Genomic DNA, 24,871 nt, shown 5'->3' on the forward strand with positions numbered 1-24,871 from the left:
AGTCATGCCGTTCATAGCTCTTGAACGGCATTTTTATTTCTAGGCCTGCTTCGTTTGGCCGAATCAAATTGTCGATTTACGCCAACCGATCCTTGGGCTGTGCTTATTGGGACTTGCTAAGCCTTTTCCCGTTTAATTTCGAAGAGTAAATGGCATAGCACAACGGTTTTTCTTGTTATCAAAAACCCGTAGACAAGCGAAAAATCTACTTTTGCGAAGTAAAGCTGAAAAACTTACAGCGTCTTCAACAGGCAGATCCCGCGCAACAGGCTGCATATTCGACAGCGCCAAGAATGTACTAAATAGTGCGATTAATGGCCCCACTCGCATGGCGAATATTCACTGTTACGGCAAAGGAGCAGCAATAAAAAATCCGAGAGGGTATCATCTCTCGGATCATGAGTATAAGACGCTCCCAGATGACTTTTGTTTATTAGGCTTTATTCTTTTCTAAATCGCTGAGCAATTGTTTTGCGTCTTCATATTCCGCAAAATTTTGCGCAATAGCCAAAGCCGCTTTCAATTCAATTTTGGCCTCTGTGACACGACCTAGCTTGGCTAAAACATAGGCAAGGTGATAACGAATCGTTGGATCCGAGGAATCGGTGGTATAAGCTTCCCGCAAATACAACAAGGCTTGGTCGAAGTGACTTCGCTGGGCTTCTATCCAACCAATTGTATCCAGCGTCGCTGAACTTTTACTACCTTGTTGAAGGCTAATTTCGATCAAAGCAAAAGCCTTATCTAAATCACTCTTCGCATAAATATTAGCCAAGTTATTAATTAAACTAGGCTCATCTTTTAGGCTTGGGAATTTACGCAAGGCTTCATAGTGCGATTGGGCCTTGGCATAATTTTTTTGCCGCATATAAGTATCGGCTAACAAGCGGCGATGCCAAGCCATTTGCGAACTGTTATCAAGTAAACCTTCAAACTGTTCAGTGAACTCATCAACTGCTATATTTTGTTGCGCCAGTTGATATAGATGAATTGCAGCACCTCGATTAAATTTATTTAGAGTCAAGGCTTGGCTATAAGCTTTCTGGGCTGCCAAGGGATCATCTTTAGCGAGAAATATGCCACCTTGCAAAGCATATAATTCGCTGCTTTCACCAAATTGTTCTGTCAATTGGCTCACCACAACTTCAGCACTGGCGATGTTTGCTTGAGCCAAGTCGATTTGCCCTTGCATGAGCAAGGTTGACATATCTTCTGGGGCTAAAGCGCGGGCTTTTGCCAAGCTCGCTTTCGCCCCATCAAGATCCTTCGCTCTTACTTGCAAGCTTGCAAGCAACTTCAGTTTAGGGGCTTGTTCCTTCCATAAACTATCTAACAAACCTAAAGGGTAGGCTGTATCTTGATAGCGCTCTAATTGTATCAATATCTCGGCATAACGAGTCAGGTAAGCCTCATTTAGAATATATTCTCTATTCAACTTTTCCACTAAAGTTAAGGCTAAGGGCCATTGTTGAGTTTGCATATAAATATCTAATTTCAACTCTTTCGCTACACGATTATCCGGCTCATATATCAATACTTTATCTAGCTGAGCTGTCGCATCAGCATAGGCTTGTTGTTGGAAGTAAATACGGGCGACAACTAAGTGACTCGGTGAATGCTGAGGTTCAATTTTTAGAATTTGTTGAAAGATGGTCAAGGCTTGGTCAAGATCATTATTCGTTTGAAAAATCAGCGCCTTATTAAACATTGCACTGATATTTTCTGGACTTTTCGCTAATACTTTATTTAGATATTGAAGAGCTAAATCAGCTTGATTCATCTTAATATAATAGGCGGCAATCAAATTTTGGGCCTGAGTCGTATTCACCTTACGTTTAATCAGGCTATCGATGCTTAGTTTCGCCGCATCTATATCATCAATTTCTAAAGCCAACTCTCCTTTGAGTTGCAACCATTTTAAAGGCGATTGATCATCACTATAAGGCAAAGACGTGAGCTGCAAAAATGCTTGTTGAGGCTCCCCACTCGCGCGTAATAACTCAGCTTCTAAAATACCAATATAATTAGATTTACTATGGTACGCCCGCATCTGTTCAAAAGCTTGTTGCGCCGCCCGAATTCGCCCGGATTCAATATACAAATAGACCAACTGTGCTGATAAACCCAGATCGGGAAGAATGTATTCGAAATTATCTTGTAGCAATAATTGCAACTTATAAGCCTGATCTGAGCGAAGGTAAACCTTGGCCAACATTCGAGTCGCCCCTAAGTCACTCGGTTTTGCCTTTAAATACTGACTCAAATACTGTTGCGCTTTTTCATCATTCTGGCGAATAAACTCCGATGCGCCTTGAATAAACAGCAGCATACTGGGGTCAGTTAACTCACTCCCTTCCGCTGCAGAAATTTTCTGGGATAACTCGGCCAGGCTTTGCTCTGCAAGCTCAAATTCGTCTTGCTTCGCGAGTAAGGTCGCATTGATCAGAATGGCAGTCGGATCATTGGGGGTTTGTTTTTGAATACGCTGTAGGTAATGCTTAGCTTGCTCAAGACGATTCAACTTAAGATTGGTCATCACCAAACTACGCAATATCTTAGGATCCTCTGGATCAATGGAAATAGCATGTTCATAACTCACCAAAGCTTGCTCGAGCATGCCTTGAGCCGCGACCAGATCACCCTTCAACTTCCAAGTTCGTTCATTATTATTGTTAATTGCTAAGGAGTGAGTGACTAATTTATCCGCTAAAAGGTATTCCTTTTGAGCTAAATAAAGGGTTGCCAGCGTATTGATTGCACTCGATTGATTCGGCGCCAACTGCAGTGCTTGTTCAAATTCTAACTTCGCGAGCTCAACTTGTGATTTGCGTAAATAGATGCGTCCACGTAATAGCTTCCATTCAAATTGACTATTTTTTGAAAACTCAGCAGAACGTTGCTCTAGCGCCAACACAGCGTCAACTTTCCCTTGCAGCAATAGCACGTTACCGAGCAAGGGGAGAACCAGATTAATATCCGCACCTAGAGATAAAGCTTCTTCTAACTGCTCCTCTGCTGCAGCTAAGTTATTTGCATTAAAATACACTTTAGCTAATAACAATTTAGAAGAGAGATGTTGTGGATTTGCTTTTAAGGCATTTTTCAAATGAATGAAGGCTTCATTCTCGTCACCTAATTGATAAGCCTTAACTGCCAGTTCATAGTTATTGGTTTGTTCGTCGGCAAAGGTAACGTTTCCCATTAACAGCAGCGTGAGAGCAATAATCGTTTTATTCATTCTTAACATGCATTTCCTTTACTTCGCGTGAACAATCAATTGATTCAACAAGCAGTATCTAATGAACAAGCAGCAAAAAAAAGACAAAAAAATACGAAATACAGCGTATTTCGTATTTTTAAACTAAAAAGGAGTTCAGTTAAATTATGCTTGGCGCTTGTTCTTACGTAAAGCAAGTCCAAATAGACCCATGGCTAACAACATCACCGTGCCAGGTTCAGGAACACTGGTTGCTGGTTGTAAAGGATCTTCACCTGGAGTCGCCTTAGCCCCCGCTAATTTAAAGGCATCGTTGTTATCAGACCAACCTAAGCTTCCAAATATCGGATTGTATGCCCCAATCAACCAGTATTTAGAGCTAGCACTGGAATCAATGGCCTGATAGGCAAATTCATCTGCATCCGCAACTTCCGCTTCGGTGGTCCAACCCAAGCCAGCCAAATCGTCCCAAGTTTGGCCATATAAAACTGGCGTATCACTACCGGAATAGGCGAGAACGCTCACATCGGCACTACTTGATGAACTATAACCGTAGTCTTCATAGGCCCAACCAAGCGTAAAACCAGACAGGTTAACTGACTGATCAAAGCTTAATAGCACCATGTCATGGTCATTACCAAAGCTGTCGATAGCATGGCTCGGTGACCCAGAGCGTTCGTCCTGATTTTTAGACATCAGGCCCCAATAATCGCTATAACTCAATCGAGTATTCGCTAAGGTTTCATCTTCGCGACGAGTCCCGGTATCGGACCAACCTTGAACACTCAAACCATCTAAATCTAGCGTATTGCCATAATTTGTTCCGGACAGAGTTCCATCATCGAAATCCCACACTTGCTCTGCAGCAACAGCCGACAAAGATAAAGCACAACTTGCTACTAACAAAATATGTTTAAACACAACGCCTCCCAACTAGCATCCTGCTATTAAAATTTAATCTTTTACTGCCTCATACAAAGCAAATTTCAAGCCAACTATAATTAATCTATTTAAACAATAACTTACAAACCAAACCTGATATTTTAAACGCTAAGTGTAAAAAAAGCTGACAAATGATTCCTTTGCTTTACATGCCGCAAAACTGAATGCAGCTGTAAACGCAGTGTAATTTTCAAGCGATTCTATCACAATAAAGTCAATCCACACTACCAATAGCGCTCTACGGTGATCTGTCCGGGCTTCCTGCGCAGGTTTTTAATCAAAGCTTTATGCTCTAGCTCTCGCTGTGCATCCGCGATCATCTCAGGATTTCCACAGATGATCACTTGCGAATTGTCTACCTTAAACTCTAAACCAACGGCGCGCTCCAGAGCCCCATTGGCGATCGCCAAAGGAATACGACTCTTGAGTGCATCAGGATAAACTTCGCGAGTCACCATTGCTTGAAAAATAAATTGCTCTGCATATTGAGCTTTATATTTATCAATCAACGGTTGATAGGCGATATCTTGAGCGTAACTGACGGCATAAACTAATACAATTTTTTCAAAGCGCTGCCATACCGCAGCAGTTTCTAACATTGAAAAATATGGACCAATCCCCGTCCCACTGCCGAGCAGCCATAGATGCTTCCCCTCAGGGACTTCATCTAAAACCATAAAGCCTGAGGCTCTGCTGGATACTTCGATACAATCGCCAAGCTGCAGGGAATGTAGATTGGGCGACAATAAACCTTGCTCAACTTTAATGGCTAAAACCTCTAAATAATCACTGTCAGGAGGATTCACCAAAGAATAAGCTCGAGCGATACGTTTTCCATCTCGCATTTCCGATAACTTAATGAACTGGCCGGCAGTGAATGGTTCAATATCGGCTTTTATCCGTAAGCTAAATAATTGTTCATTCCAATCAATACGTTGTATAACCAAACCTTTAGTCCACATCATGGTTCCCTCGTGACTAAATCAAAATATGCAACACTGTTATATTGCTCATAAAGCGCATAGCTCTCAGCTCAGGAATAGCACCAAATTTGATTCAACAATGATTTATCGTCGCCGGCGTTGTTCGACAAAAATCAATTGACTGGTATCAAAACCATAGCTTTTGGCTTTCTTTAATAAATCAATTCGAAGCTGAGGAGAGATCTCGGGATGACGCGCCAAAATCCATAAATAATCTCGATTGGGTCCAGCAACCAACGCATATTGATAGTTTTTATCTAATACAAAAACCACATAGGCTCCGTAGAAAGGACCAAAGAAAGAGACTTTTAAATGCGCAACCTTTGGTGAATCGACAAACTTGGCGATGCCCTTCGCCTCAGACCAAGTTTGTTTTTGCTCAGAGAAGCCTTTGTTAAGCACTCTCACTCGGCCATCCCTAGCTAAACTGTAAGTCGCAGTCACTTGGCTTAAGCCTCGCTCAAAGGAATGATCGAGGCGCGCAATTTCGTACCAAGTCCCCAGATAACGAGACAAATCAAAGTTGTCTACAGGCTCTATACCCTCAGGCTTAGCAGTGCAAGCAGACATCAACAGCAGACTAAAGCAAACCAGTAACAAACGATTCATGAGCATGCTTCCAAATTAAAACCAAAGCGCCGCAATACAGCCCACTAAGGTCATCACAAATAAAAACCACTTCAAAGTTGTGGGGGCAGCCTTAATGGCAAATTTAACCGCATAATGCGCGCCAATGATATAACCCACCGCTAATACGCTCCCTGGTAACCACAACACTTGGTCACGAACAATAAAGATCACCAAGGCAATGCTAGTAAATGCCAAAGTGCAAACTAACTTAAGTGCATTTGCTCTCACTAAATCGTAGCGTAGACTGCCAGCTAAGGCCGCGACCAATATGAAACCGACGCCCGCTTGAACAAAGCCCCCGTAAAAACCAGACAAGGCCAGACTCCATTTGGCGGCGGGCGTCTGCCTTACTTTTTTAGCTTGGGTTCCCGGTTCCGCAGCAACGACACTGGGTTTAATCAGTATCAGTCCAGCCATCGTCAACATCGCACCGAGCAACAAATATTTAATGATCCAGCTGGGGGCATAAGAAGCAGCAACGGCCCCGAATAATCCCCCCACCATGGTTGGCCACAAGATAGGGACCACATCTTCGATGTCTAATTGACCATGTTTCTTGAAACCTAAGGCTCCCGTGAGGCATTGTAAAAAAATACCAACACGGTTAGTAGCATTGGCGATTTCGGCGGGCATTCCCATGACCATTAAGGCTGGTAGCGTTAAATTTGAGCCGCCCCCCGCTAAAGTATTGATGACCCCTGCTACCAAGCCAACTCCCAACAGCAACAAACCATGCCAAATCGTAAAGTCGATCATTAAACGAAACTCCTCATCGATAAATTCACCTTAGCATTGCCTTAAACAATAATCATTAACATCTTGTATCCTTTAATCTTGCTCACACTAATTTTGTATCAACAGCAGTGCTCGGGCACAATGACAGCATGATGCTCGAAACGGAAAGTAACTAAAATGTACAATTACATCATTATCGGCGGCGGTATTGTTGGACTTTCTACCGCTTGGCAGCTTCAGCAACACCACCCGCAAGCCAAGATCCTGCTAATCGAAAAAGAAACTCAATTGGCGCAGCATCAAACGGGACATAACAGCGGCGTGATCCATGCGGGTGTGTATTACCAACCGGGCAGCCTGAAAGCCAACTTTTGTAAACAAGGCCACCAGCAAACGCTCGCGTTTTGTAAGCAGCATCATATTCCGGTAGAACAATGTGGAAAACTGTTAGTTGCCAGTAATCCCCTAGAACTCAGTAGAATGCAGGAACTCGAACAACGCTGCCAAACGAATGGCATTCAAGTTGAACGACTCGATGGCCAACAGCTCAGGGAATTGGAACCGAACATTTGCGGCTTAGCCGCTCTCAAAGTAGCCGCCACAGGGATTGTCGATTACCAACAAATTTGCCTTAAAATAGCGCAACTATTTCAAGACCTAGGCGGTGAAATAAAGCTCGCTCAGCAAGTAATAAAATTAAACGAAGATCCCCACAGGATCCGCGTTACGACCCAACAAACGAGCATTGATACCCAGTATCTAGTCGTATGTGGTGGTTTAATGGCCGACCGCTTATGCCAAATGTTAGACATAGACATCGATTTTCAAATCATTCCCTATCGCGGTGAGTACTATCAATTGACTGCGCGCCATAATCAACTCATTAAACACCTGATCTACCCGATCCCCGATCCAGAACTTCCATTTTTGGGCGTACATCTCACCAAGATGATCAACGGTTCCATTACGGTGGGGCCTAATGCAGTTCAGGGTTGGTCTCGCGAAGGCTATCAAAAAGGCGCATTTAATCTTTGTGATATCAAGCAAATGCTAGCTTTCAGTGGGTTTTGGAAGGTCGCCAAACAACACTTTCGCAGTGGCTTGAGTGAAACCAAAGACTCATTCTTTAAATCTGGATATTTGCAGCGTGTACGTAAATACTGCCCGAGCCTACAGCGCCATGATCTTGGCCCCTACCCAGCCGGGATCCGCGCCCAAGCTGTACTTCGTGATGGCACCTTAGTACATGACTTTTTATTTGCCCAAAGCGCACGTAGCTTACATGTTTGTAATGCACCCTCACCTGCGGCAACCTCAGCATTTCCAATTGGCGCGCACATCTGTGATAAATTAGCGGCATTGAGTCAGCCCTAATGAAAGAATAATCGACTAAACGCTGCATTATAAATTGGCGCTGTCGATCTCTAGGTAAAAGTTATATGCAAATCATCACTAAAGCGGTGCCAACCAATCTTATCTCTGGATTTTTAGGTGCAGGCAAAACTACCTTAATTAAACATCTGCTAGCCAACAAGCCTCCAGAGCAACGTTGGGCCGTTTTAAGCAATGAATTTGGCGAAATAGGTCTCGATGCCGACTTCATTTCCGCCGCAGACCCCGACTCAAAGGTATTCATCAAAGAAGTCCCCGGAGGATGCCTATGTTGCGCTGCAGGGGTGCCGTTTCAGGTGGCGCTGACACAACTATTACGAACGGCAAAACCAGACCGTTTATTAATCGAACCGACCGGCCTCGGCCATCCCAAACAAATTCGGCAACGCCTGCAAAGCTTAAGTGCTCAAGCACACTTACAGCTCGCGGCGACACTCACCTTAGTAGATGCTCGAGTAATTACCGACCCTCGCTATACCTCACACCCCAATTTTGCAGCACAGTTGGCAATTGCAGATCTGATCCTTGCCAGCAAAAGCGAAAGCTATCAATCGAAGGACCTAGAAGAACTGCAAGCTTTTCTTCGGCAGCTCGGGCTATCTGCCACCCCCTTACTCGCAATCCGTAGAGGAAAGTTAGCTCTAAACTATTTAGATGTAAACGGGCCTAAAGCAAAGGAACCAGAGCCATTCAGTCTAGGCTCAAATTCAATCGATGGATCTCTACAAGAGCAAGCGCTCACAGCCGTAAACGATCAACAAGCCCCGCTAACTAAAGCTATCTGCAAGGTTCAGCACCTTGAAGGATATACCAGTATCGGCTGGCATTTTCCTGCACAATATCGTTTTGAAGCGCAACAACTAGCTGCATTTATTAACACATTAGAGTTACTTCGAGCCAAAGTCCTATGCCAATGTGACCAAGGAAGCTTGTTACTGAATCGCCTTGGACAACACACTCACATCGAATACTTACCTGCCAATACCATCAACAAACTAGAACTGATTGGTCAAGACCTGCCCCAACTCGAACAACTTAATCATCAGTTACTGGCCTGCTGTCTCAATCCCAGCCAAGACTTGCTTGCCCAACTCAAGAATAGGCTCTAGTCTTAGCAATCGAGTATTCACCTGATTCAATCTAAAAGGAAGTCAGCATGATCGAAGTTGGACAAAAGTTACCCGAAGCTAGCTTAAGCGAATTAACCACCGACGGTATGAAAACCCATAAGCTGAATCAATTGTTTGCTGGCAAAAAAGTGGTTTTATTCGCGGTACCCGGTGCTTTTACGCCCACCTGCTCCGAAGCCCATCTACCAGGTTTTGTGGTCTTAGCCGATCAACTCAAGGCTAAAGGTGTGGATATTATCGCCTGTGTCGCAGTGAATGACGCTTTTGTAATGCAAGCCTGGGGAACAGCGCAAAATGCTGAGCAAATAATGATGCTAGCCGACGGAGATGCGAGCTTTACCAAGGCGCTAGGTCTAGAAATGGACACCGCTAGTTTTGGCGGTATTCGTTCACAACGCTATGCCTTGATTATCGACGACTTAACGGTCACAACGGTGAATGTTGAACAAGCAAAAAGTTTTGAGCGAAGTAAAGCAGAAACCATTTTAGACTTGCTGTAAATCCCAATCACGCTCGCTAACAGCTTTCGAGTGAACTGTTAGCGACATTGAGGTCGCAACTTGAAACGTTTTCATCTGCTATTGTGCTGTTGCTTGATTTCTTTTCCCTGTTTTGCTTTTGGTCATTTGGGCCATCAGTTAGTGGCTTATATTGCCCAACAGAATTTAACGCCTACCGTCACTCAACGGGTGAGCGATATTCTAGATGGAAAGTCACTGGTCGACGTCGCAAGCTGGGCCGATAAAATTCGTGACCAAAAACAATGGCAACATACCGGACCTTGGCATTACCTGAATATAGACAAGGGTAAAACTCTTGCCCAACAACGGCGCTCAGCAAAAGGTGATGTGCTCAGCCAGCTCGAGTATTTCGAGCGACAACTCGCTCAAGCAGCGAGCCACAACAAACAACAGCAAGCCTTAAAGTTTTATGTACACCTACTCGCCGATCTTCACCAACCCTTACACCTTGGTTATGCCCAAGATCGCGGCGGAAATACCCGCAAAATTAGCTGGTACGGTAAGCCCTCAAACCTCCATCGAGTCTGGGATAGTCAGCTATTAAATACCCGCTACGACTCCCCTGAGAACTATGCCAAGTGGCTCATCAAACACTATTCCAAACAAACTTTCGAGATTCATTTAAGTTATCCTCAGTGGATAGCCGAGACTCGTCAGCTGGTGCCACAGGCCTATCAATTTTCTAGTCCTCGACTTGGCCAGTCATATGTTAATCGTCACCGGGCAAGCCTAGAATTACAAATCGTCAAAGCTGGCCTCCGGCTCGCAGCCAAACTGAATCAACAACTAGGATAGACAGACACGACCAAAGATCGAATTTTTTTCAGCGTAAAGTGATCGCCCCACGCTCACTTGCGTATTAAGAATGAAGACAACCAGGGGAAAGCATCATGAACCGATTCTCTAGCGACAAAATTTCCGTCGGCATCAGTAGCTGCTTATTAGGCCAAGAAGTTCGTTACGACGGCGGACATAAGCAATCACGCTTCTGTCGTGTCGAGTTGGCTGAGTTTTTTAGCTTCGAGCCCACCTGCCCAGAGATGGCGATTGGCATGGGTAGCCCTCGCAAAGCGATTCGCTTAGTTCAGGATGACCAGCGGATCAGTCTGCAGGCCAGTGATGGCAGCTTCGATGTCACTGAAAAAATGCATGATTATACCGAGCGTCGCTTGCCGCAACTCGGTCATCTTAGCGGTTATATCGTCTGCGCTAAATCACCAAGCTGTGGCATGGAACGAGTCAGTGTTTATCATCCGCAGAAGAACAACGCAACTAAAGATGGCAGCGGCCTATTCACCGCTAAATTAATGCAGGCCTATCCCTTGCTTCCTGTAGAAGAAGATGGCCGGCTGAATGACCCCTTACTTCGGGAAAACTTTATTAACCGAGTGTTTGCTTACCATGAGTGGAAAAGCTTGGCCGACGAGGGCCTGAGTGTCGCGAAAGTACAGCGCTTTCATGCAAAATTCAAGTACCTATTGATGGCCCACCACCCAGAAAAATATCGTCATTTGGGTCCCTTAGTCGCGAATCTAAACGGTAATCATGACCAGAGCGGTTTTAACGCCTACATCGCTCAGTTTATGGCAATTCTTAAACACAACTGCAGCCGTAAAAATCACTGTAATGTATTGCTGCACTTGCAAGGTTATTTCAAACGCGAATTAAATCCCGAACAAAGACAAGAGCTGAGTGAACGGATCCACCAGTACCGTGAAGGCTTACTTCCCTTACTGGTTCCGATTAGTTTAATTCAACACTACTTGCGCGAGCACCCTAATCACTATGTTGCGATGCAGGCTTACCTAAATCCGCATCCAAATCAGCTGAAGTTACGCTATAGCCTTTAAAAACAAGGCCCATCACAGCGCTTTATTTCACAAAAAAAAGCTTTAAGCCTTTCGGCTTAAAGCTTTTACTTAACACAGGAACAAGGATTAAAGAACAGGATTAAGGTCTTTCTATTTACTCAGCTAAAACGTTCACCTTAGGCGAGTATTTCGCTTGCCATTTAGGATAATTATTTTTAATTAATTTACCCGGTGACGTTACCAACCAACTATATTTCACCCGACGCTCGTAGCTTACTTTTTCGTAAGCATCCAAGTGATCGCCTTGGCGATTAGAGAATAGCGGTTGCAGAGTTTCGGTATTGATAAAACGTGGCCATACGGTGCTACCTTGTTTATCAATCACAATTCGGTTGCGACCAAATTCAAGAGTGTCGTCTTTGGTCTTCACTAATTTTTTATCTTTAATGCTCTGAGACTTCAAGAAAGCCACAGAACTATTAATCGCATCAACAACTTCTGATGATGGTTTATCAATGCTCATCAAAAATTTGATCACTTTCACGCTCTCATCACCACTAATTGATGCAAGCTCGTATGAGCGACCGCGTTCACAGGCAAGCGTATCCACATTATATTGGGCACACCATCCGGTCTTCACGCCATTCACGACCACTTGGTTATCGAGAATAAAGCGGATCCCTTTATTCATTGAGGCTTTCGCGCGGGTCGCTAGGTCATCAGAAACAAAAGCAAAATCTTTAGTTTTATTCGCCACTTCTTCTAAAATATTGAGCGTATTAGAAATAGCATTATCATTGAACGTCACATGACGATGATAGCCTCGAGTTTGTGGGAAGAATTGTGGCCAACCCCCGTTGTCATATTGCCCATTAATTAAATACTCAACCCCACGAATGATGCTTTCTTGTAAACGTTGCTCTGAATGCTGTTGGTTAATCTTCGCCAACACTTCAATTTGCAAGTTCGTGGCATCGTTATCAATCGTAGATTTCTGACGATAAGTGGGAAAAGTATCACGATCATAAGCAACCGATAAATCATTAGAGCTACCAATCTTAAACCAGCCGCCATCTACATTTTGGTTAGCTAGCATAGCCTCTGCCACATTCTTCGCTTCTTTAGAGGCAAACCACTCTGGTTTTTGTTTGAGAATAGTCTTGGCCGAAATTTTGCCCTTATGCGCTTTAAAGATGGTACCGCTAGGGCGTAGTAGCGTTACTTCGGCAATGTGTCTAGATGAATTCCAAGTATATTTAGCGCCGAGTCCTTCAAATACAAAGCGAAATGGCACATACAAGGCCCCCTCTATGATCTGGGGTGCGGCTGGAGCCTTGACCGTTTTACCATTCACTACAGCATCAGCAGAATCAAGCACCATCGACACAACTTTTTTATTTAAACGATACTCAACCGTCTTACCATCAAAAGACATTTCACCGTTTAATTCATCAAAAATATCGTCTAACGGCGCTATCACCACCTTCTCTTTAGTCATCAGTGGTTTTAGATAATAAGCATCCAGTAGCTCATGATAACTCCCGTCGACTTTCATCATCGGCTCACTCATGATCAATGAAACCGTATGTAAGTCACTATTTTCCCAAGTCACGGCTTGTTCTGCATAAGCCGAACTTGCAGTGCAAGCGGCTGCCAGCATCAGGGCTAAATAAGTTTTTTTAACCAACTTCATTCTGCTTCTCCAAATACTTATGTTTAGTCGTCGACAAGCTTCTCTGCTTTACCACAGCCAATGAAATAATCGACAAATGCTCTGTACAAAATAAAACATCGCTAGCACTTTTACGGTTGGCCATTGAATGACCAATGACGACCCAGTTCAGCTAACTATATCGGTACAGCTTTAAGAAACGATGGTTGTATATTATTAAAAAGCGGTTTTAAAAAAGAAGATCGAAGTCTGGTTTTTCTATATATGATTTGAATTGATTCACAAAAACAAACTTCCGTAGCAAAAAATATCCTTTATTTTAATAAACTTACCCATCATTACTAACTCCCCCAAAAAAGTTGACTCACTCCAGGAACCACAAGCTGGCATAGGGCGGTCGTCATCGAGAACCGATCACTCTAATTAGATAAGCTCTTACTGAGATAAAGGCTTAATTCATATGATGGGCAAAGGTATGGAAACAGCGTTTTAACTCACCGAATGCCACGCCTAAGAGCAAACACTTTGGCTATCGCCTGTTTATAGGGACCACATACGCTAGATTAAGTAAAAATTGGCCCTTGTTGGTGCGACATTACGGGCTATTTGTTCGAGATATTTTTATTGCGCAGCGCTAACCACGCTTGCTCACTTGGCATCTCTTAAATTTGGGTACAGAATCCCCCCAAAAAAATCAGAATTCCAATCAGCTCTTGAGTCAACATAAACATAAGCTGCAACGTCTACCTTGATCCGTGTGGAGAATAAACCAAGCAGCCCCCAAACGAACTTTAAATCCGATGAAGTATTTGGACCCGAGCTTCCACAACAACGACAAAAATCGCAGGTAACTCTCCAGACAAGATAAATGAGACTTCACTACACAAACAGCTTTCTTTCATTTCATCTCCATACCACATTCACGCTCCATCGCTCGAAGCGAAATGGTGCATCCTGCGGAATGTTTTAACATCATCCTTTGTAACTGAAATGCCGACATAAACTTCGAATGGACTATCCAGCAAGGCTTCTGTCGTGAAATGCTTGATAAAATAAATGAACTTTGTGTTCTAGCTCGATGGGAAATCAAGTGAGCATCGATAGCGCTCTCTCATTTCGACACTGATAGGATCCCATTTCAAATTCGCGACAGATCCAAGGCCGGTTTTCATATATAGAACACAGTAAAGTCTCACGATCCAACGCTGAGCACCAGCCATCATCTAAACGTAGCATGCTTTCACCGCCCCATTCATCAACAACAATATGATGGTCGGGAACCCCTGTGTCGCTAATAATCATAACTTCTAATCGACAACAGCAAGCATGGCAATTAGAACAGCTGACTTCAGTTTCGGATAATATTTTAATATTAATCGCCACATATCTCATCTATTGGAACAGCAGGGGATTTTACCCTAAGAGACGGAAACTCGAAATCAATTTGGATGATTGACTTCGCCCCTCTATAGGGCCACCAGCAGCACACCTAAAATCAAGGCAACAAATCTCGGCAAGCAAATCACTCTCGCTCAAAGACTCGGGTTTCACCAATCGCCATATGGATAAACTGGCTATTATCATCCAATTGCGTTTGAGTCAGTTTATCCAGCAGTTCAGCAGGCTCCATCACTGGTTCGGCAGTCAATGGATAAGTCCCCCAATGCATGCCAATGGATAATTTTGAACGCACATCTTGATGCACTTTTATCGCCTCTGCCACATCAACATGTTGATCTTTCATAAAACCCCTAGGGGAATAGGCCCCAATAGGAATCAAGGCTACGTCAATTTCGCCTGCCCATTGGCCAATCTCTTTAAAATCATAAGGGTTATAACCGGTGTCACCAGCAAACCATAAACGTTTGCCGCCCAGTTCAATTAGCCAACTTGCCCAATGGGTTTTATTTCGATCAAATACCCCCCTTCCAGACCAATGCTGGCTCGGGGTTGCGGTAATACTCGCCGCACCAAAGGTTTGATGGTCCCACCAAGCAAGTTCATTGACTCGCTGAGCATCGATTCCTTGTTTTTCAAACCAGGGTTTTAGGCCTTCAGGCACAAAGTAATTGGTCCGATTCCCCAAATGTTTAATGGTATTTTCATCTAAGTGGTCATAGTGATTATGCGATATCAACACAAAATCAATATTGGGTAGATCTTCTAAATCGAAGGTAAGTGGGACAAGGCGCTTCGGTCCAGCAAAAGACATCGGTGAAACTCGTTCACTAAACACCGGGTCGGTCAAAAAATTCACTCCAGCAACTTGAATCAAAAAACTAGAGTGGCCTAACCAAGTAATTTTGGTCGCCTCATCAACACGATTAATTAATTGGCTATCGACAGACTGGCGCGGTATATCTGCTGCCTGGGCCGCTTGGTCGGCCCACTTGGGTTCACCAAAGTAGCGAACATAGAAGAACTTTAATGGGTTTTTTTCTATCGCTGGAATATGATTATTTTTGAATTGCTTACTCATGCTAACACTACACGCAATGAGCGCTACTGCACCAATTCCAACAAGCAAAGTTTGTACAACTGTCACTGCCACAAGATTCCCTATGTTCAAACACATGAATGGTCGATGACTCACTATCCCCCAAAAGATGAGTAATGACTATCACAAACCTTCATAAAAATAATGAGATAATCAACAGTTTAAAGATGGGCTTAGGCAAATACAAGGTTGGCAGCACCACGCTGTTTGAACAAACTAAGCTTATGTTTCATTTATGGTAAATGAAGCGAGCGATAAGCGACCAATATATTGCCAAACTTTGAGTGGCGTTAGTCCGCAATGAAAGCGTTGCTTATCGCCTAGCCGACTTCATCGACTGATCACTTTCACCCGGCCTTTTCCTTCGGCCTTGGCTTTATACAAAGCTTTATCTGCTTGTTTTAACAACCACGCTTCATTTAAGTCCGTATGCACCATACCACCGCAATCGGTAATCCCGATGGAGCAGGTTAAATCAGGTAGATTCTCCACTAACTCAACGCTGTCGGCCCACTCAATTAATTGTGGTTTTAAATAATGGTGTAATTGTAAGTTATCTAATAAACGCTCTGCGCTTATCTTCGCTTGGCTGTGACTCACATTTGGGAATACCACAACAAACTCATCCCCGCCCCAACGCGCAACAATATCACTGGCTCGCATCGTTTGAATCAGTATCTCGGCAAACGCACAAAGTACGCGATCCCCCACATCGTGACCAAGCAAATCATTCACAAATTTAAAATTGTCTAAATCTATATAGGCTAAAGAGCAATAGTAACTGCCAGATTGCTGCGCACAAATGACTAACTCTTGTTCAAGGCGAGCCAATAGGGCTTGACGATTAAACAAGCCCGTTAAAGGATCGGTGGTCGACATTTTTAACAGATTTTCTCGATGCCTTAGCTGCTGTAATTGACTGCCAAGCTGTCGGCTCACCAATTGCAGGGTATCTTGATCCTGACGATCGAAGTAGCGATTACTATTGACGTTACACAAAGTCATTGCCGCATAAAGGTGCCCATCCACAAAAATAGGTAAACACACCAGCGAGTTATAGGTGGCACGCTTGCCATCTTCTCCCTTAGAGAAGAAACTATTTTCGACCCAAATGTTCTGGTGTTCTTTAATCTTATGAAGATATTGCTGTACCTGAGAGTCTGGCAAACTATGACCCTCGGTCCACGCCTGCCACTGGTCAACGTTTAGGTAATGGATCATGCCTCGCTGTACCGTGAAATTACCACAAACTAATTTCAAGCTTTCGTTGGCTAGATCCTGACTATTGTCAAAGCGCTCTGGAAGAGATTGCATTCGACTAATCAATTGCATCTCTCGCAAACGCTGTTGCACTTGGCGTAACTGCATCCCTTGCTTCGCATTTCGCACCAAGTCTTCGAGATAAAGCTGTACCGGTAATAAACGGACCGCTTTAATCTGTCGAGAATAAAAGACGTTTCGCTGACTGATAACTTGCTGAATATCGATAAAAATTTGGGAAAAATGAGGTAAGTCTAATAACTCACACATCGCTAAGCTTTGGCTTAATAGCCGTTCACAGCCTAGCCAATCCCCCTGACGACTATACACTTCTAGCAATTCACAGCTACATTGCGGCAATAAACGAGTATCCATATCCACTACGTCCCCCAAAATGGCGGGGGCAGCTTCAAATACTTGCCGAGCTTCATCTAAGCGCTCATCTGCCACATATAAAGCGCCTTGTAGCAAGCTCATTAAAAACTCACCCGTGCTAGAGGGTTTAAACGGTAGCCCCTGCATCCGCTCTAGACATTGCTGAGCTCTTGCTAACTCACCTAACTTCGCATGACAAAAACCTTTCAGACTAAATACATCATAGAGGTTACGAAATGGGAAGTGAGTCATTTGCCTAATCCGACACACCCGAACCAACTGCTCAAGCACGTCACTGGCTTGCTGATAATCTCGAGTACAAAAATACAACCAAGCAAAATTGTAAAGAGTTGCCACCAGCTCTGAATAATCGCCACTATGACGAATAATATTATAGGCGGCCAAATACTGTTGTTGCGCTTCGGGATACTTCTCAAGCAAGGTGTTAAAATAACCAGTCCCATTATACATTCGCACCCGTTCACTGGCCTCCCCCAATGCTTCCCGGATCCGAGAGCTAATCGCAAAACATCGAAAAGTCGCATGATAACGGCCCACATAGGAATAGATGATCCCCTTACTATGATAACTGGCGGCGATACCTTGATGATGGCCAATTTTACGCGCTAAATTAACCGCTTTCTGAGTAAACTCCAGTGCCAGCGTTGCCTCCAGCTCCTCATAAAAACGTAAATAGGTATAGTAATTACGTAGAGCATATAATCGGGAGCAGTTCATCTGATAACGATGCAATGTTTTATCAAGCAGCTCAAACTGCTTTAGCTGTACAGGTGTCGAAGACTTATCATGGGCGTAATAATTCACAAACCAAGATTGAGCCAATAGCCGCCCATGACCCGCCTGCTCTGCGACTTCGATAGCGGCTTCTGAATACTGCATTGCCTCTTCAAAACGCTGCTGTTGGACTAAACTTAGGCTCAGTAAGTTAAGCTGCTTTACCCTATCATCCGTGCGACAGGGAGACGCTTCAGAAACCGATACTAACTCTAATTCCGTCACCGCCTCATTCAATTCTCCCTGATAAAGTAAGGCTTCAGCAAGTTGTAACTGTAACTGTTCAACAGCCGGGCTTGCTACGTCCCCCGCATCGAGCAACACCCTTGCAGCAGCTTCAGCTTCTGGCCACGCCATACTCTGGATATTCTCTGCCACTAATTGCATCGAGACTTCACCCTGTTCCCGATAGTGCCAAATCGGCTTTAATAAGGCTTGACTCGGAGGAACCCGATACAACAAAGTCATATCATCCAACCAATCAAGAAAACCTTCCCATGCTTCGTCATCTTGGCGATGACTAAGTGCATACTGGGTATCCACCTCTATCATCACCATAATTGGATTTTTCAGTTGATGATTGACTAAGCCGATTAAAGTTTGAATCGCGGAAGCAGAAGCGAAATGCCAACCCGTCATCACCAAAATACAAGGTTCATCCAACAGCAATTCGACTAAACGTAAAATAGCCTGCTGTAAAGCTCGCTGCTCAAAATACAAATCATCCATTAACAATAATTCAGTTCGAGGATGAATCTTTCCGGTTAATAGCCCACTTAAGCACTGCTGTAAGGGAACAAAATCAGTTGCAAGCTTCACTAAGGCTGCCACTGAATAATTAGATTGTGGCAACTGATGCATAAACAAGGCAAACAAGGCTCGGTAAGGAGAGTAAATACTTTGCTGATTCAGGCTAATCAGTTTCAACGATAACTGTTGTTGCTCGGCAAATGCAGAAGCCCAACGAGCAAGACTCTCTGCGTCGCTACTTTGATAAAAACTAAAACTCGCTTGACGGCACTGGGCTCTCTTCCATTCGGTCTCGATACGTTGTGAAAAATGATCGACTCGGGGCATGTTGTTTAATCGCCTCCTCAGGCTATTCAAGGTTGAAGATGATGATCCCTTCTGCTTGCATGTTTATCCACGGAAGTTTCGGTGCAGTGCGTGATATCTCAAGAACAAGCAATTCAACCAAACTTTACACTCAAAACGGCTTAAGCAATACCGCTGAGGTTAAGCTCAACTTCTATATTCTTTCGAACAAAATGAACCACGAAACATGAAGCGACCCTAGTCTTCTTCACATTTCATTCTCATGCGAATTGTAAAGTAATGACTAAAATAACTATATTGTCAGCGTCACATAAACTCGTTCAGCCGATTTATTTAAACGGTACGATTAAATAAATCTGGCGAAAATGATCTAAAAACTCCTTTTTTAAGATCCACTACAAATATCAAATAAAAATCATTCTTATTTGCATTCAATGTTGATACTATTACAAACACTGAGTAATAGTCTGATTTCATGAATGAATTTTTCAATTGGATGACCTTCCCAAAATCAGCAACAAATTTTAAAACTAAACTTTATGCTACAAGGAGCGTTATGAATAACTCACTTCCCCCGATCCTCTCCCTCACTCAAAGTAAACTGGCATTGCTGGTCGCTGCTGTCTTACTCAATTCTCACAGCAGCATCGCGGCTGATGCCCCGCTTGATAACCCGGTGATGGTGGTGACCGCTTCGTCAACCGAACATACAGTACAAACTGCCCCCGCGTTCACCACCGTAATTACCGCTGAAGATATTAAAGCTTCACCGGTTAACGGTTTACCCGATATCTTGGAAAAATACGCAGGCATTATCAATAACAGCGATAGCAGTGGCCGCAATGCCATTTACATTCGGGGAATGGATCAAGGTTACACCCTTATTTTGGTCAATGGTAAGCGGGTATCCTCTTCTGCTTCACTATGGCGAGGCGGTGATTTTGATTACAGCTCAATCCCCTTAGATGCGATTGCTCAAGTAGAAATTGTTCGTGGCCCGATGTCTGCCCTATATGGCTCCGATGCCATTGGAGGCGTGATCAATATCATCACCAAGGCACCAGGTAAAGTTTGGGGAGGAAGCATTCGTCAAGATAATGTTGTGATGACATCCGGTGACGAGGGCGCTCAGAGCCGAACCAACCTGTACGCTTCAGGACAGCTCAATGATCGGCTCAGCTTATCAATTGCTGGTGAAATCTACGACCGAGATGCTTGGTACTTAGATGAAAATATGGGAACAGAAGCGCCCGCCCTAGAAGCCAAAAATAGCCAAAATATTTACACCACTTTGTATTGGGATATCAATAACCAACAACAAGCAGAATTTGATTTCAACTATAACCATGATGAGCGGCCCTATTCAAGCTATGGCGATATTAGCTCGCTTCGTGCTCAGGCGATTGATCGCATGACCTTTGGCGCAACACACCGCGGGCAATGGGCCTGGGGTAGTTCAACGCTCTACGCAAATTATGAAACCAGTACCATCGATGATTACAACAATCGCTACGACGCCCCGCAACAACGCCAAGTCAAAGAAAATAACTTGCTCATTAACGGCTCTATAAATACCGAGCTCGGCTTCAACAACATCACTGCCGGTGGAGAGTTACAACAGCAGCAGATCAAAGATCCAGTTGGTTACCAACCCAGCGGAGAAGCCAATACCACCATGTATGCAGTCTACCTGCAAGATGAGCTGAGCTTAGGTGATAAATTAACCCTAACTTTGGGCGGACGCTACGATGATCATGAAGTATTTGGTGGTCATTTTACACCTCGTTCCTACCTGGTTTATCAAGCAAGCAATGCCTTAACTCTAAAAGGTGGGGTAAGCAAGGCCTACAAAGCACCACAAACCTATCAAACCAATCCTGAATATCAGATTATTAGCTGTGGTGGTGGTTGTTCAATCTCAGGAGATCCTGACTTAGCAGCCGAAACCAGTGTCAACTATGAATTAGGTTTTGAGTATCTTCAAGCGTCTTGGGATGTCAGCGTGGCACTTTATCGCAGCGAAGTTGAAAACTTAATTGAAGCACAATATGCGGTCATCAATGGTACGCCAAGCAGATGGTGGGACAACGTTGGCGAAGCAACACTACAAGGTGTCGAACTGTCGGGTGCGGTAGATATCACCCAAGATATTAGTTTATTGGGTAACTACACTTATCTAGATGCTGAAGACAACGCAGGCAACCCATTAAGTAATCGCCCTGAACATGTGGCCAATGCCAATCTAAACTGGTGGGTGAGCGAACGACTCAATAGCATCGTTTCAGCGGTATACACCGGCAAACAATATAATTCGGGCTCCGAGCTGCCCGCTTACACCACCGTGGATTTAGGCCTTGCCTTCCAGGCAACCACTGCGCTAAACCTTAAAGCTGGTGTTAAAAATCTGTTTGATCTTCGTTTAGACGAAAAATCGCAAGACTTTAGCGGTCATGAGTTAGGGCGAAATGTCTACTTAAGTGCTAATTACGACTTCTAAATTAACGCACTTTTAGCCATACCAAAGTCAGTCAAAGGCTTCCTGAAAGCCTTGCTGGCTTTGGTATTCCTTGTCAATTTGGAGCCTTTATGCCTCTTTCTCGAAAAAAAACATCCCGAAAACTCGTGAAACAATTGCCCAGCTTATGTTGCTTATTAAGCTTAAAACTCGCCGCGGCCCCCCTTCCCATCGAGCAAACGATTTCCTTAGATGCACATCAATCCCATTCTTGGTCCATCGCACTTCAGTCTGGGGATTATCTCAGCGGTAAGTTTTCGGCCACCAATAAACTCGAACAAGCCACCCTAGATGACCCAAATGGCAAGCGGATAAAGCAATTATTACTCAGCCCGAGTCAAGGACAAAGTCTTCACTTAGTCGCCCAGCAAAGTGGCAATTATCAGTTAACACTCACCAATGCCGCAGTCCCGAATCAGCTGACCCTAAAATTACGTAAACCTGCTTTAGCGATGCAAACCGCTCAAACCACACTCGCCAGCCAAACCCTGCAAGAGCTGATCGCTCAATATGTCAAAGCGGGCAATACCGAATTATTTTGGCAACAGATATCGCACATCGGCAGCCCACTCATCGAAGCCATTGCGCCCCATCGCATCGATGAGCCAAAGGGCAGTTCCTTAGTCACCTTCCTCTGGCGAGGTGCCAAACACAATGTCAAACTGCTCGGCGGACCCGGTCACGAACATCACACCTTCAAGCAAATTGAGGATAGCGACATTTGGTATTTAAGTCTAAGCTTGCCCAACAACAGTCTATTTTCCTATCAAATTGCCCCCGATGTCCCAACCCTTGCTGAAAGTGGCCGAGCACAACGCGTTGCGATTTTAAGTACTGCGCAACGGGACCCCTTCAATCCGAACACTTGGCATTTTTCTGAACGACAAGATAAATATACCAGTAAATCGATATTACGCCTGGCTGCGGCCCCCGCAGAGCCTTGGCTAACACCCGTAGCAACACATCAGGGAACGCTAAGCCAAAGCCAAATAAGCAGCAAAATATTAAACAATAGCCGCGATGTTTATCTATATCGCAGTGCCAATCCCGCTGCTGATTCTAGCCTGCCCTTAGTTATCTTTTTCGATGCCGAGAGTTATCTTCAGCAAGCGCAAACGCCACAACTGCTGGATAACTTAGTCAATGCTAAAAAAATACCGGCGCTGAACGCAGTATTTATCAGTAACCCCAGCGCCCAAAGCCGCGCAACAGAATTAGCCTGCAACCCTCAGTTTTCATCTTTTTTAGCAAAAGAATTACTGCCATGGCTCGCGCAGCAAAACATTACGGCACCTGCAAAACAAACCATTTTAGCAGGTTCTAGCTATGGAGGTTTAACAGCAGCATGCACAGCAACCCTATATCCCGAGTTATTTGGCGGCGTTCTAAGCTTGTCCGGTTCATTTTGGTGGGGGCCAAAGATGGACCCGAGTCGCCAGCATCAACCTGAATGGCTCACTCAACAGCTTGCGCTCAAACCAACCAGCACAGTACGCTGGTATCTTAGTGCTGGCTTGTTTGAAGAAACATGGATATTGCCCCCAAACCGACGTTTAAAAAGCCTGTTAGATGCCAAAGGGTATCAAAGTCAGCTCAGTGAAATAGCTGGCGGTCATGACATGTTGGCTTGGCGAACCCAATTACCGGAAGGACTTATATATTTACTCGACCCGCAACAGCCGCAACGCTAAAAGCGGTATCGTTTGCTTTATCGGGCGACTCATCCCCCAAATAATAGGGAGGCTTAAAGCCTCCCTATTATTTTTGGCTTGAACAAGGGTCACTCAAGATGAGCCCCCCAATCAAACCGCTAACCAATAATAATTTGTCCCAGTACGTATCCCAAGCAGCTCGCACCAATCACGCCAATTAAGCCAACCGACATAAACGAGTGATTGAAATACCACTTGCCAATCTTAGTGGTTCCAGACGTATCAAAATTAACCGTTGCAATATCGGATGGATAATTTGGAATAAAGAAATAACCATATACCGCAGGCATTAAACCAATCAGTAATGCCGGTTCTAAGCCCAGACCCAAGCCAACTGGTAACATCATCCGCGCGGTAGCAGCTTGAGAATTCACCACCACAGACACAATAAAGAGCGCCAATGCAAAGGTCCATGGATAATTAGTCACCATCTCCACAATACCACTTCTAAATTGGGGCATGGCGTATTGGAAATAGGTATCCGACATCCAGGCAATCCCAAAAATAGCAATGGCTGCAACCATGCCCGATTTAAATACCACACCATTAGGAACATCACGTGGGTCAGTCTTGGTTGCGAGTAGAATCACCCCACCAAAAGCCAACATCATCATTTGAATAATCACCGACATTTTAATCGGCTTATCACCATCAACGATGGTGCGGATCTCTGGCACCATGGCGATAATCACAATCGTTACAATCGCAGCTAGAAATAACAGAACGGCATTTCTGGCTTTGCTCGGTAAGACCTCATCTAAAGAAGTCGCTGTGGTATTGAGTATTTTTTCACGCCATACCGGATCCTTTAAGCGCGCTTGGTATTCTTCATCCTGATCTAATTCTTTACCGCGTTTTAAGCTATATAAAGACATCAATAGTGTGCCAAACAAGGTTGCCGGTACGGTCACCATCAAGATAGATAGCAACGTAATATCGGCCCGAAGATCAGCTAGCTGAGCCAAATAATAAACCACTGCAGCAGAAATCGGCGATGCGGTAATCGCGATTTGCGAAGCCACCGATGAAGCCGCCATAGGTCGTTCAGGCCGGATCCCATTTTTTAAAGCCACATCACCAATAATCGGCATGATGGAATACACTGCGTGACCCGTGCCTAAAAGAAAAGTCATCGTATAAGTCACAAAAGGGGCAATAAGAGTCACCCGTTTAGGGTTCTTTCTTAACAATTTCTCGGCCACCTGCAACATATACTTTAAGCCGCCGGCAGCTTCCAAAATTGAAGCGCAGGTCACCACCGCCAAGATGATTAACATCACGGTGACTGGCGGTGAGGTTGGTGGCATCTTGAAGAAGAAGACTTCAATCGCCAAACCAATCCCCGAGACAACCCCTAATCCAATCCCACCGTAACGAGAGCCGGTATAGAGCATGAGCAACAGAAATAGAAACTCAAAATACAGCATCAATAGATCCCTTAAAATGATAGCGTTAGCGCTATTTTCCACTGAGTGTCGATGTGGTTATGCCAAATACTTCACACTCTACTAACACAAAATAAGCAGTGACAAATAGTCAGAGTCAGCTCACGCCACACGCCTAAAAAGTAAATAAACTAAACCTAAAATGTAAGTAGCAAGTTAGCTAAGTTGAACAGCTAAGTTAAA

Annotated in this window: 18 protein-coding genes; 7 read left to right on the plus strand and 11 right to left on the minus strand. The window is 44.2% G+C overall.

All coding sequences use genetic code 11. The annotated features are described in order from the left end of the window. Nucleotides 1–433 precede the first annotated feature (433 nt). The 5 genes from prsT to ACRRS0_RS15525 all read right to left on the minus strand — a co-directional run bounded on the left by prsT (nucleotide 434) and on the right by ACRRS0_RS15525 (nucleotide 6,528). Nucleotides 434–3,247, minus strand: a complete 2,814-nt coding sequence (prsT, locus tag ACRRS0_RS15505) for an XrtA/PEP-CTERM system TPR-repeat protein PrsT (protein ID WP_432452301.1) — start codon at nucleotides 3,245–3,247, stop codon at nucleotides 434–436. Between the two features lie 135 nt (nucleotides 3,248–3,382). Further along, nucleotides 3,383–4,138: an exosortase-dependent surface protein XDP1 gene (xdp1, locus tag ACRRS0_RS15510; protein WP_432452300.1), complete on the minus strand. Its 756-nt coding sequence runs from the start codon at nucleotides 4,136–4,138 to the stop codon at nucleotides 3,383–3,385. Nucleotides 4,139–4,383: 245 nt separating this feature from the next. Next, entirely contained in the window at nucleotides 4,384–5,121 is a 738-nt protein-coding gene (locus tag ACRRS0_RS15515; protein WP_432456159.1) for a ferredoxin--NADP reductase, read from the minus strand. Nucleotides 5,122–5,226: 105 nt separating this feature from the next. Then, nucleotides 5,227–5,751, minus strand: coding sequence for a lipocalin family protein (locus ACRRS0_RS15520; RefSeq protein ID WP_432452299.1), 525 nt, complete (start codon nucleotides 5,749–5,751; stop codon nucleotides 5,227–5,229). Nucleotides 5,752–5,766: 15 nt separating this feature from the next. Further along, nucleotides 5,767–6,528, minus strand: coding sequence for a sulfite exporter TauE/SafE family protein (locus tag ACRRS0_RS15525; protein WP_432452298.1), 762 nt, complete (start codon nucleotides 6,526–6,528; stop codon nucleotides 5,767–5,769). Between the two features lie 156 nt (nucleotides 6,529–6,684). Between ACRRS0_RS15525 and lhgO the strand changes: the two genes are divergently transcribed. From lhgO to ACRRS0_RS15550, 5 genes are all read left to right on the plus strand, one after another. Continuing rightward, nucleotides 6,685–7,881, plus strand: coding sequence for an L-2-hydroxyglutarate oxidase (lhgO, locus tag ACRRS0_RS15530; RefSeq protein WP_432452297.1), 1,197 nt, complete (start codon nucleotides 6,685–6,687; stop codon nucleotides 7,879–7,881). Nucleotides 7,882–7,946: 65 nt separating this feature from the next. Further along, the gene (locus ACRRS0_RS15535; protein WP_432452296.1) at nucleotides 7,947–9,008 is read left to right on the plus strand and encodes a CobW family GTP-binding protein; all 1,062 of its coding nucleotides are present in this window, start codon (nucleotides 7,947–7,949) and stop codon (nucleotides 9,006–9,008) included. A gap of 47 nt (nucleotides 9,009–9,055) precedes the next feature. Next, complete coding sequence (locus ACRRS0_RS15540; protein WP_432452295.1) at nucleotides 9,056–9,529, plus strand: peroxiredoxin; 474 nt, start codon at nucleotides 9,056–9,058, stop codon at nucleotides 9,527–9,529. 60 nt (nucleotides 9,530–9,589) lie between these two features. After that, a complete protein-coding gene (locus ACRRS0_RS15545) occupies nucleotides 9,590–10,345 on the plus strand; it encodes a S1/P1 nuclease (RefSeq protein WP_432452294.1) in 756 nt (251 codons plus the stop codon). A 95-nt stretch (nucleotides 10,346–10,440) separates the two neighbouring features. Continuing rightward, the gene (locus tag ACRRS0_RS15550; protein WP_432452293.1) at nucleotides 10,441–11,400 is read left to right on the plus strand and encodes a YbgA family protein; all 960 of its coding nucleotides are present in this window, start codon (nucleotides 10,441–10,443) and stop codon (nucleotides 11,398–11,400) included. 115 nt (nucleotides 11,401–11,515) lie between these two features. Here the strand turns inward: ACRRS0_RS15550 and pelA are convergent, their stop codons facing one another. The 5 genes from pelA to ACRRS0_RS15575 all read right to left on the minus strand — a co-directional run bounded on the left by pelA (nucleotide 11,516) and on the right by ACRRS0_RS15575 (nucleotide 19,037). After that, entirely contained in the window at nucleotides 11,516–13,054 is a 1,539-nt protein-coding gene (pelA, locus tag ACRRS0_RS15555) for a pectate lyase (protein WP_432452292.1), read from the minus strand. Nucleotides 13,055–13,824: 770 nt separating this feature from the next. Next, nucleotides 13,825–13,953, minus strand: coding sequence for a hypothetical protein (locus tag ACRRS0_RS15560; RefSeq protein ID WP_432452291.1), 129 nt, complete (start codon nucleotides 13,951–13,953; stop codon nucleotides 13,825–13,827). Between the two features lie 166 nt (nucleotides 13,954–14,119). Beyond that, a complete protein-coding gene (locus ACRRS0_RS15565; RefSeq protein WP_432452290.1) occupies nucleotides 14,120–14,425 on the minus strand; it encodes a YkgJ family cysteine cluster protein in 306 nt (101 codons plus the stop codon). A 130-nt stretch (nucleotides 14,426–14,555) separates the two neighbouring features. Further along, entirely contained in the window at nucleotides 14,556–15,512 is a 957-nt protein-coding gene (locus ACRRS0_RS15570) for an MBL fold metallo-hydrolase (RefSeq protein WP_432452289.1), read from the minus strand. 348 nt (nucleotides 15,513–15,860) lie between these two features. Next, a complete protein-coding gene (locus ACRRS0_RS15575) occupies nucleotides 15,861–19,037 on the minus strand; it encodes a diguanylate cyclase (protein WP_432452288.1) in 3,177 nt (1,058 codons plus the stop codon). A gap of 535 nt (nucleotides 19,038–19,572) precedes the next feature. Between ACRRS0_RS15575 and ACRRS0_RS15580 the strand changes: the two genes are divergently transcribed. Next, nucleotides 19,573–21,513: a TonB-dependent receptor domain-containing protein gene (locus tag ACRRS0_RS15580; RefSeq protein ID WP_432452287.1), complete on the plus strand. Its 1,941-nt coding sequence runs from the start codon at nucleotides 19,573–19,575 to the stop codon at nucleotides 21,511–21,513. Nucleotides 21,514–21,602: 89 nt separating this feature from the next. Beyond that, nucleotides 21,603–23,222, plus strand: coding sequence for an alpha/beta hydrolase (locus ACRRS0_RS15585; RefSeq protein ID WP_432452286.1), 1,620 nt, complete (start codon nucleotides 21,603–21,605; stop codon nucleotides 23,220–23,222). Between the two features lie 119 nt (nucleotides 23,223–23,341). Here the strand turns inward: ACRRS0_RS15585 and ACRRS0_RS15590 are convergent, their stop codons facing one another. Beyond that, complete coding sequence (locus ACRRS0_RS15590) at nucleotides 23,342–24,670, minus strand: anaerobic C4-dicarboxylate transporter (RefSeq protein WP_432452285.1); 1,329 nt, start codon at nucleotides 24,668–24,670, stop codon at nucleotides 23,342–23,344. Nucleotides 24,671–24,871: the final 201 nt, after the last annotated feature.

The sequence above is a fragment of the Agarivorans sp. QJM3NY_29 genome (assembly GCF_050870835.2).
Classification (GTDB): domain Bacteria; phylum Pseudomonadota; class Gammaproteobacteria; order Enterobacterales; family Celerinatantimonadaceae; genus Agarivorans.

Excerpts from the sequence above, each read along its gene's own strand:
- ACRRS0_RS15520 (WP_432452299.1), bottom strand. The coding sequence starts at position 5,751 with ATGAATCGTTTGTTACTGGTTTGCTTTAGTCTGCTGTTGATGTCTGCT.
- prsT (WP_432452301.1), bottom strand. The coding sequence starts at position 3,247 with ATGTTAAGAATGAATAAAACGATTATTGCTCTCACGCTGCTGTTAATG.
- lhgO (WP_432452297.1), top strand. The coding sequence starts at position 6,685 with ATGTACAATTACATCATTATCGGCGGCGGTATTGTTGGACTTTCTACC.
- ACRRS0_RS15585 (WP_432452286.1), top strand. The coding sequence starts at position 21,603 with ATGCCTCTTTCTCGAAAAAAAACATCCCGAAAACTCGTGAAACAATTG.
- ACRRS0_RS15565 (WP_432452290.1), bottom strand. The coding sequence starts at position 14,425 with ATGAGATATGTGGCGATTAATATTAAAATATTATCCGAAACTGAAGTC.
- ACRRS0_RS15535 (WP_432452296.1), top strand. The coding sequence starts at position 7,947 with ATGCAAATCATCACTAAAGCGGTGCCAACCAATCTTATCTCTGGATTT.
- pelA (WP_432452292.1), bottom strand. The coding sequence starts at position 13,054 with ATGAAGTTGGTTAAAAAAACTTATTTAGCCCTGATGCTGGCAGCCGCT.
- ACRRS0_RS15540 (WP_432452295.1), top strand. The coding sequence starts at position 9,056 with ATGATCGAAGTTGGACAAAAGTTACCCGAAGCTAGCTTAAGCGAATTA.
- ACRRS0_RS15590 (WP_432452285.1), bottom strand. The coding sequence starts at position 24,670 with ATGCTGTATTTTGAGTTTCTATTTCTGTTGCTCATGCTCTATACCGGC.
- ACRRS0_RS15575 (WP_432452288.1), bottom strand. The coding sequence starts at position 19,037 with ATGCCCCGAGTCGATCATTTTTCACAACGTATCGAGACCGAATGGAAG.
- ACRRS0_RS15550 (WP_432452293.1), top strand. The coding sequence starts at position 10,441 with ATGAACCGATTCTCTAGCGACAAAATTTCCGTCGGCATCAGTAGCTGC.
- ACRRS0_RS15570 (WP_432452289.1), bottom strand. The coding sequence starts at position 15,512 with ATGAGTAAGCAATTCAAAAATAATCATATTCCAGCGATAGAAAAAAAC.
- ACRRS0_RS15525 (WP_432452298.1), bottom strand. The coding sequence starts at position 6,528 with ATGATCGACTTTACGATTTGGCATGGTTTGTTGCTGTTGGGAGTTGGC.
- ACRRS0_RS15580 (WP_432452287.1), top strand. The coding sequence starts at position 19,573 with ATGAATAACTCACTTCCCCCGATCCTCTCCCTCACTCAAAGTAAACTG.
- ACRRS0_RS15560 (WP_432452291.1), bottom strand. The coding sequence starts at position 13,953 with ATGTGGTATGGAGATGAAATGAAAGAAAGCTGTTTGTGTAGTGAAGTC.
- ACRRS0_RS15515 (WP_432456159.1), bottom strand. The coding sequence starts at position 5,121 with ATGTGGACTAAAGGTTTGGTTATACAACGTATTGATTGGAATGAACAA.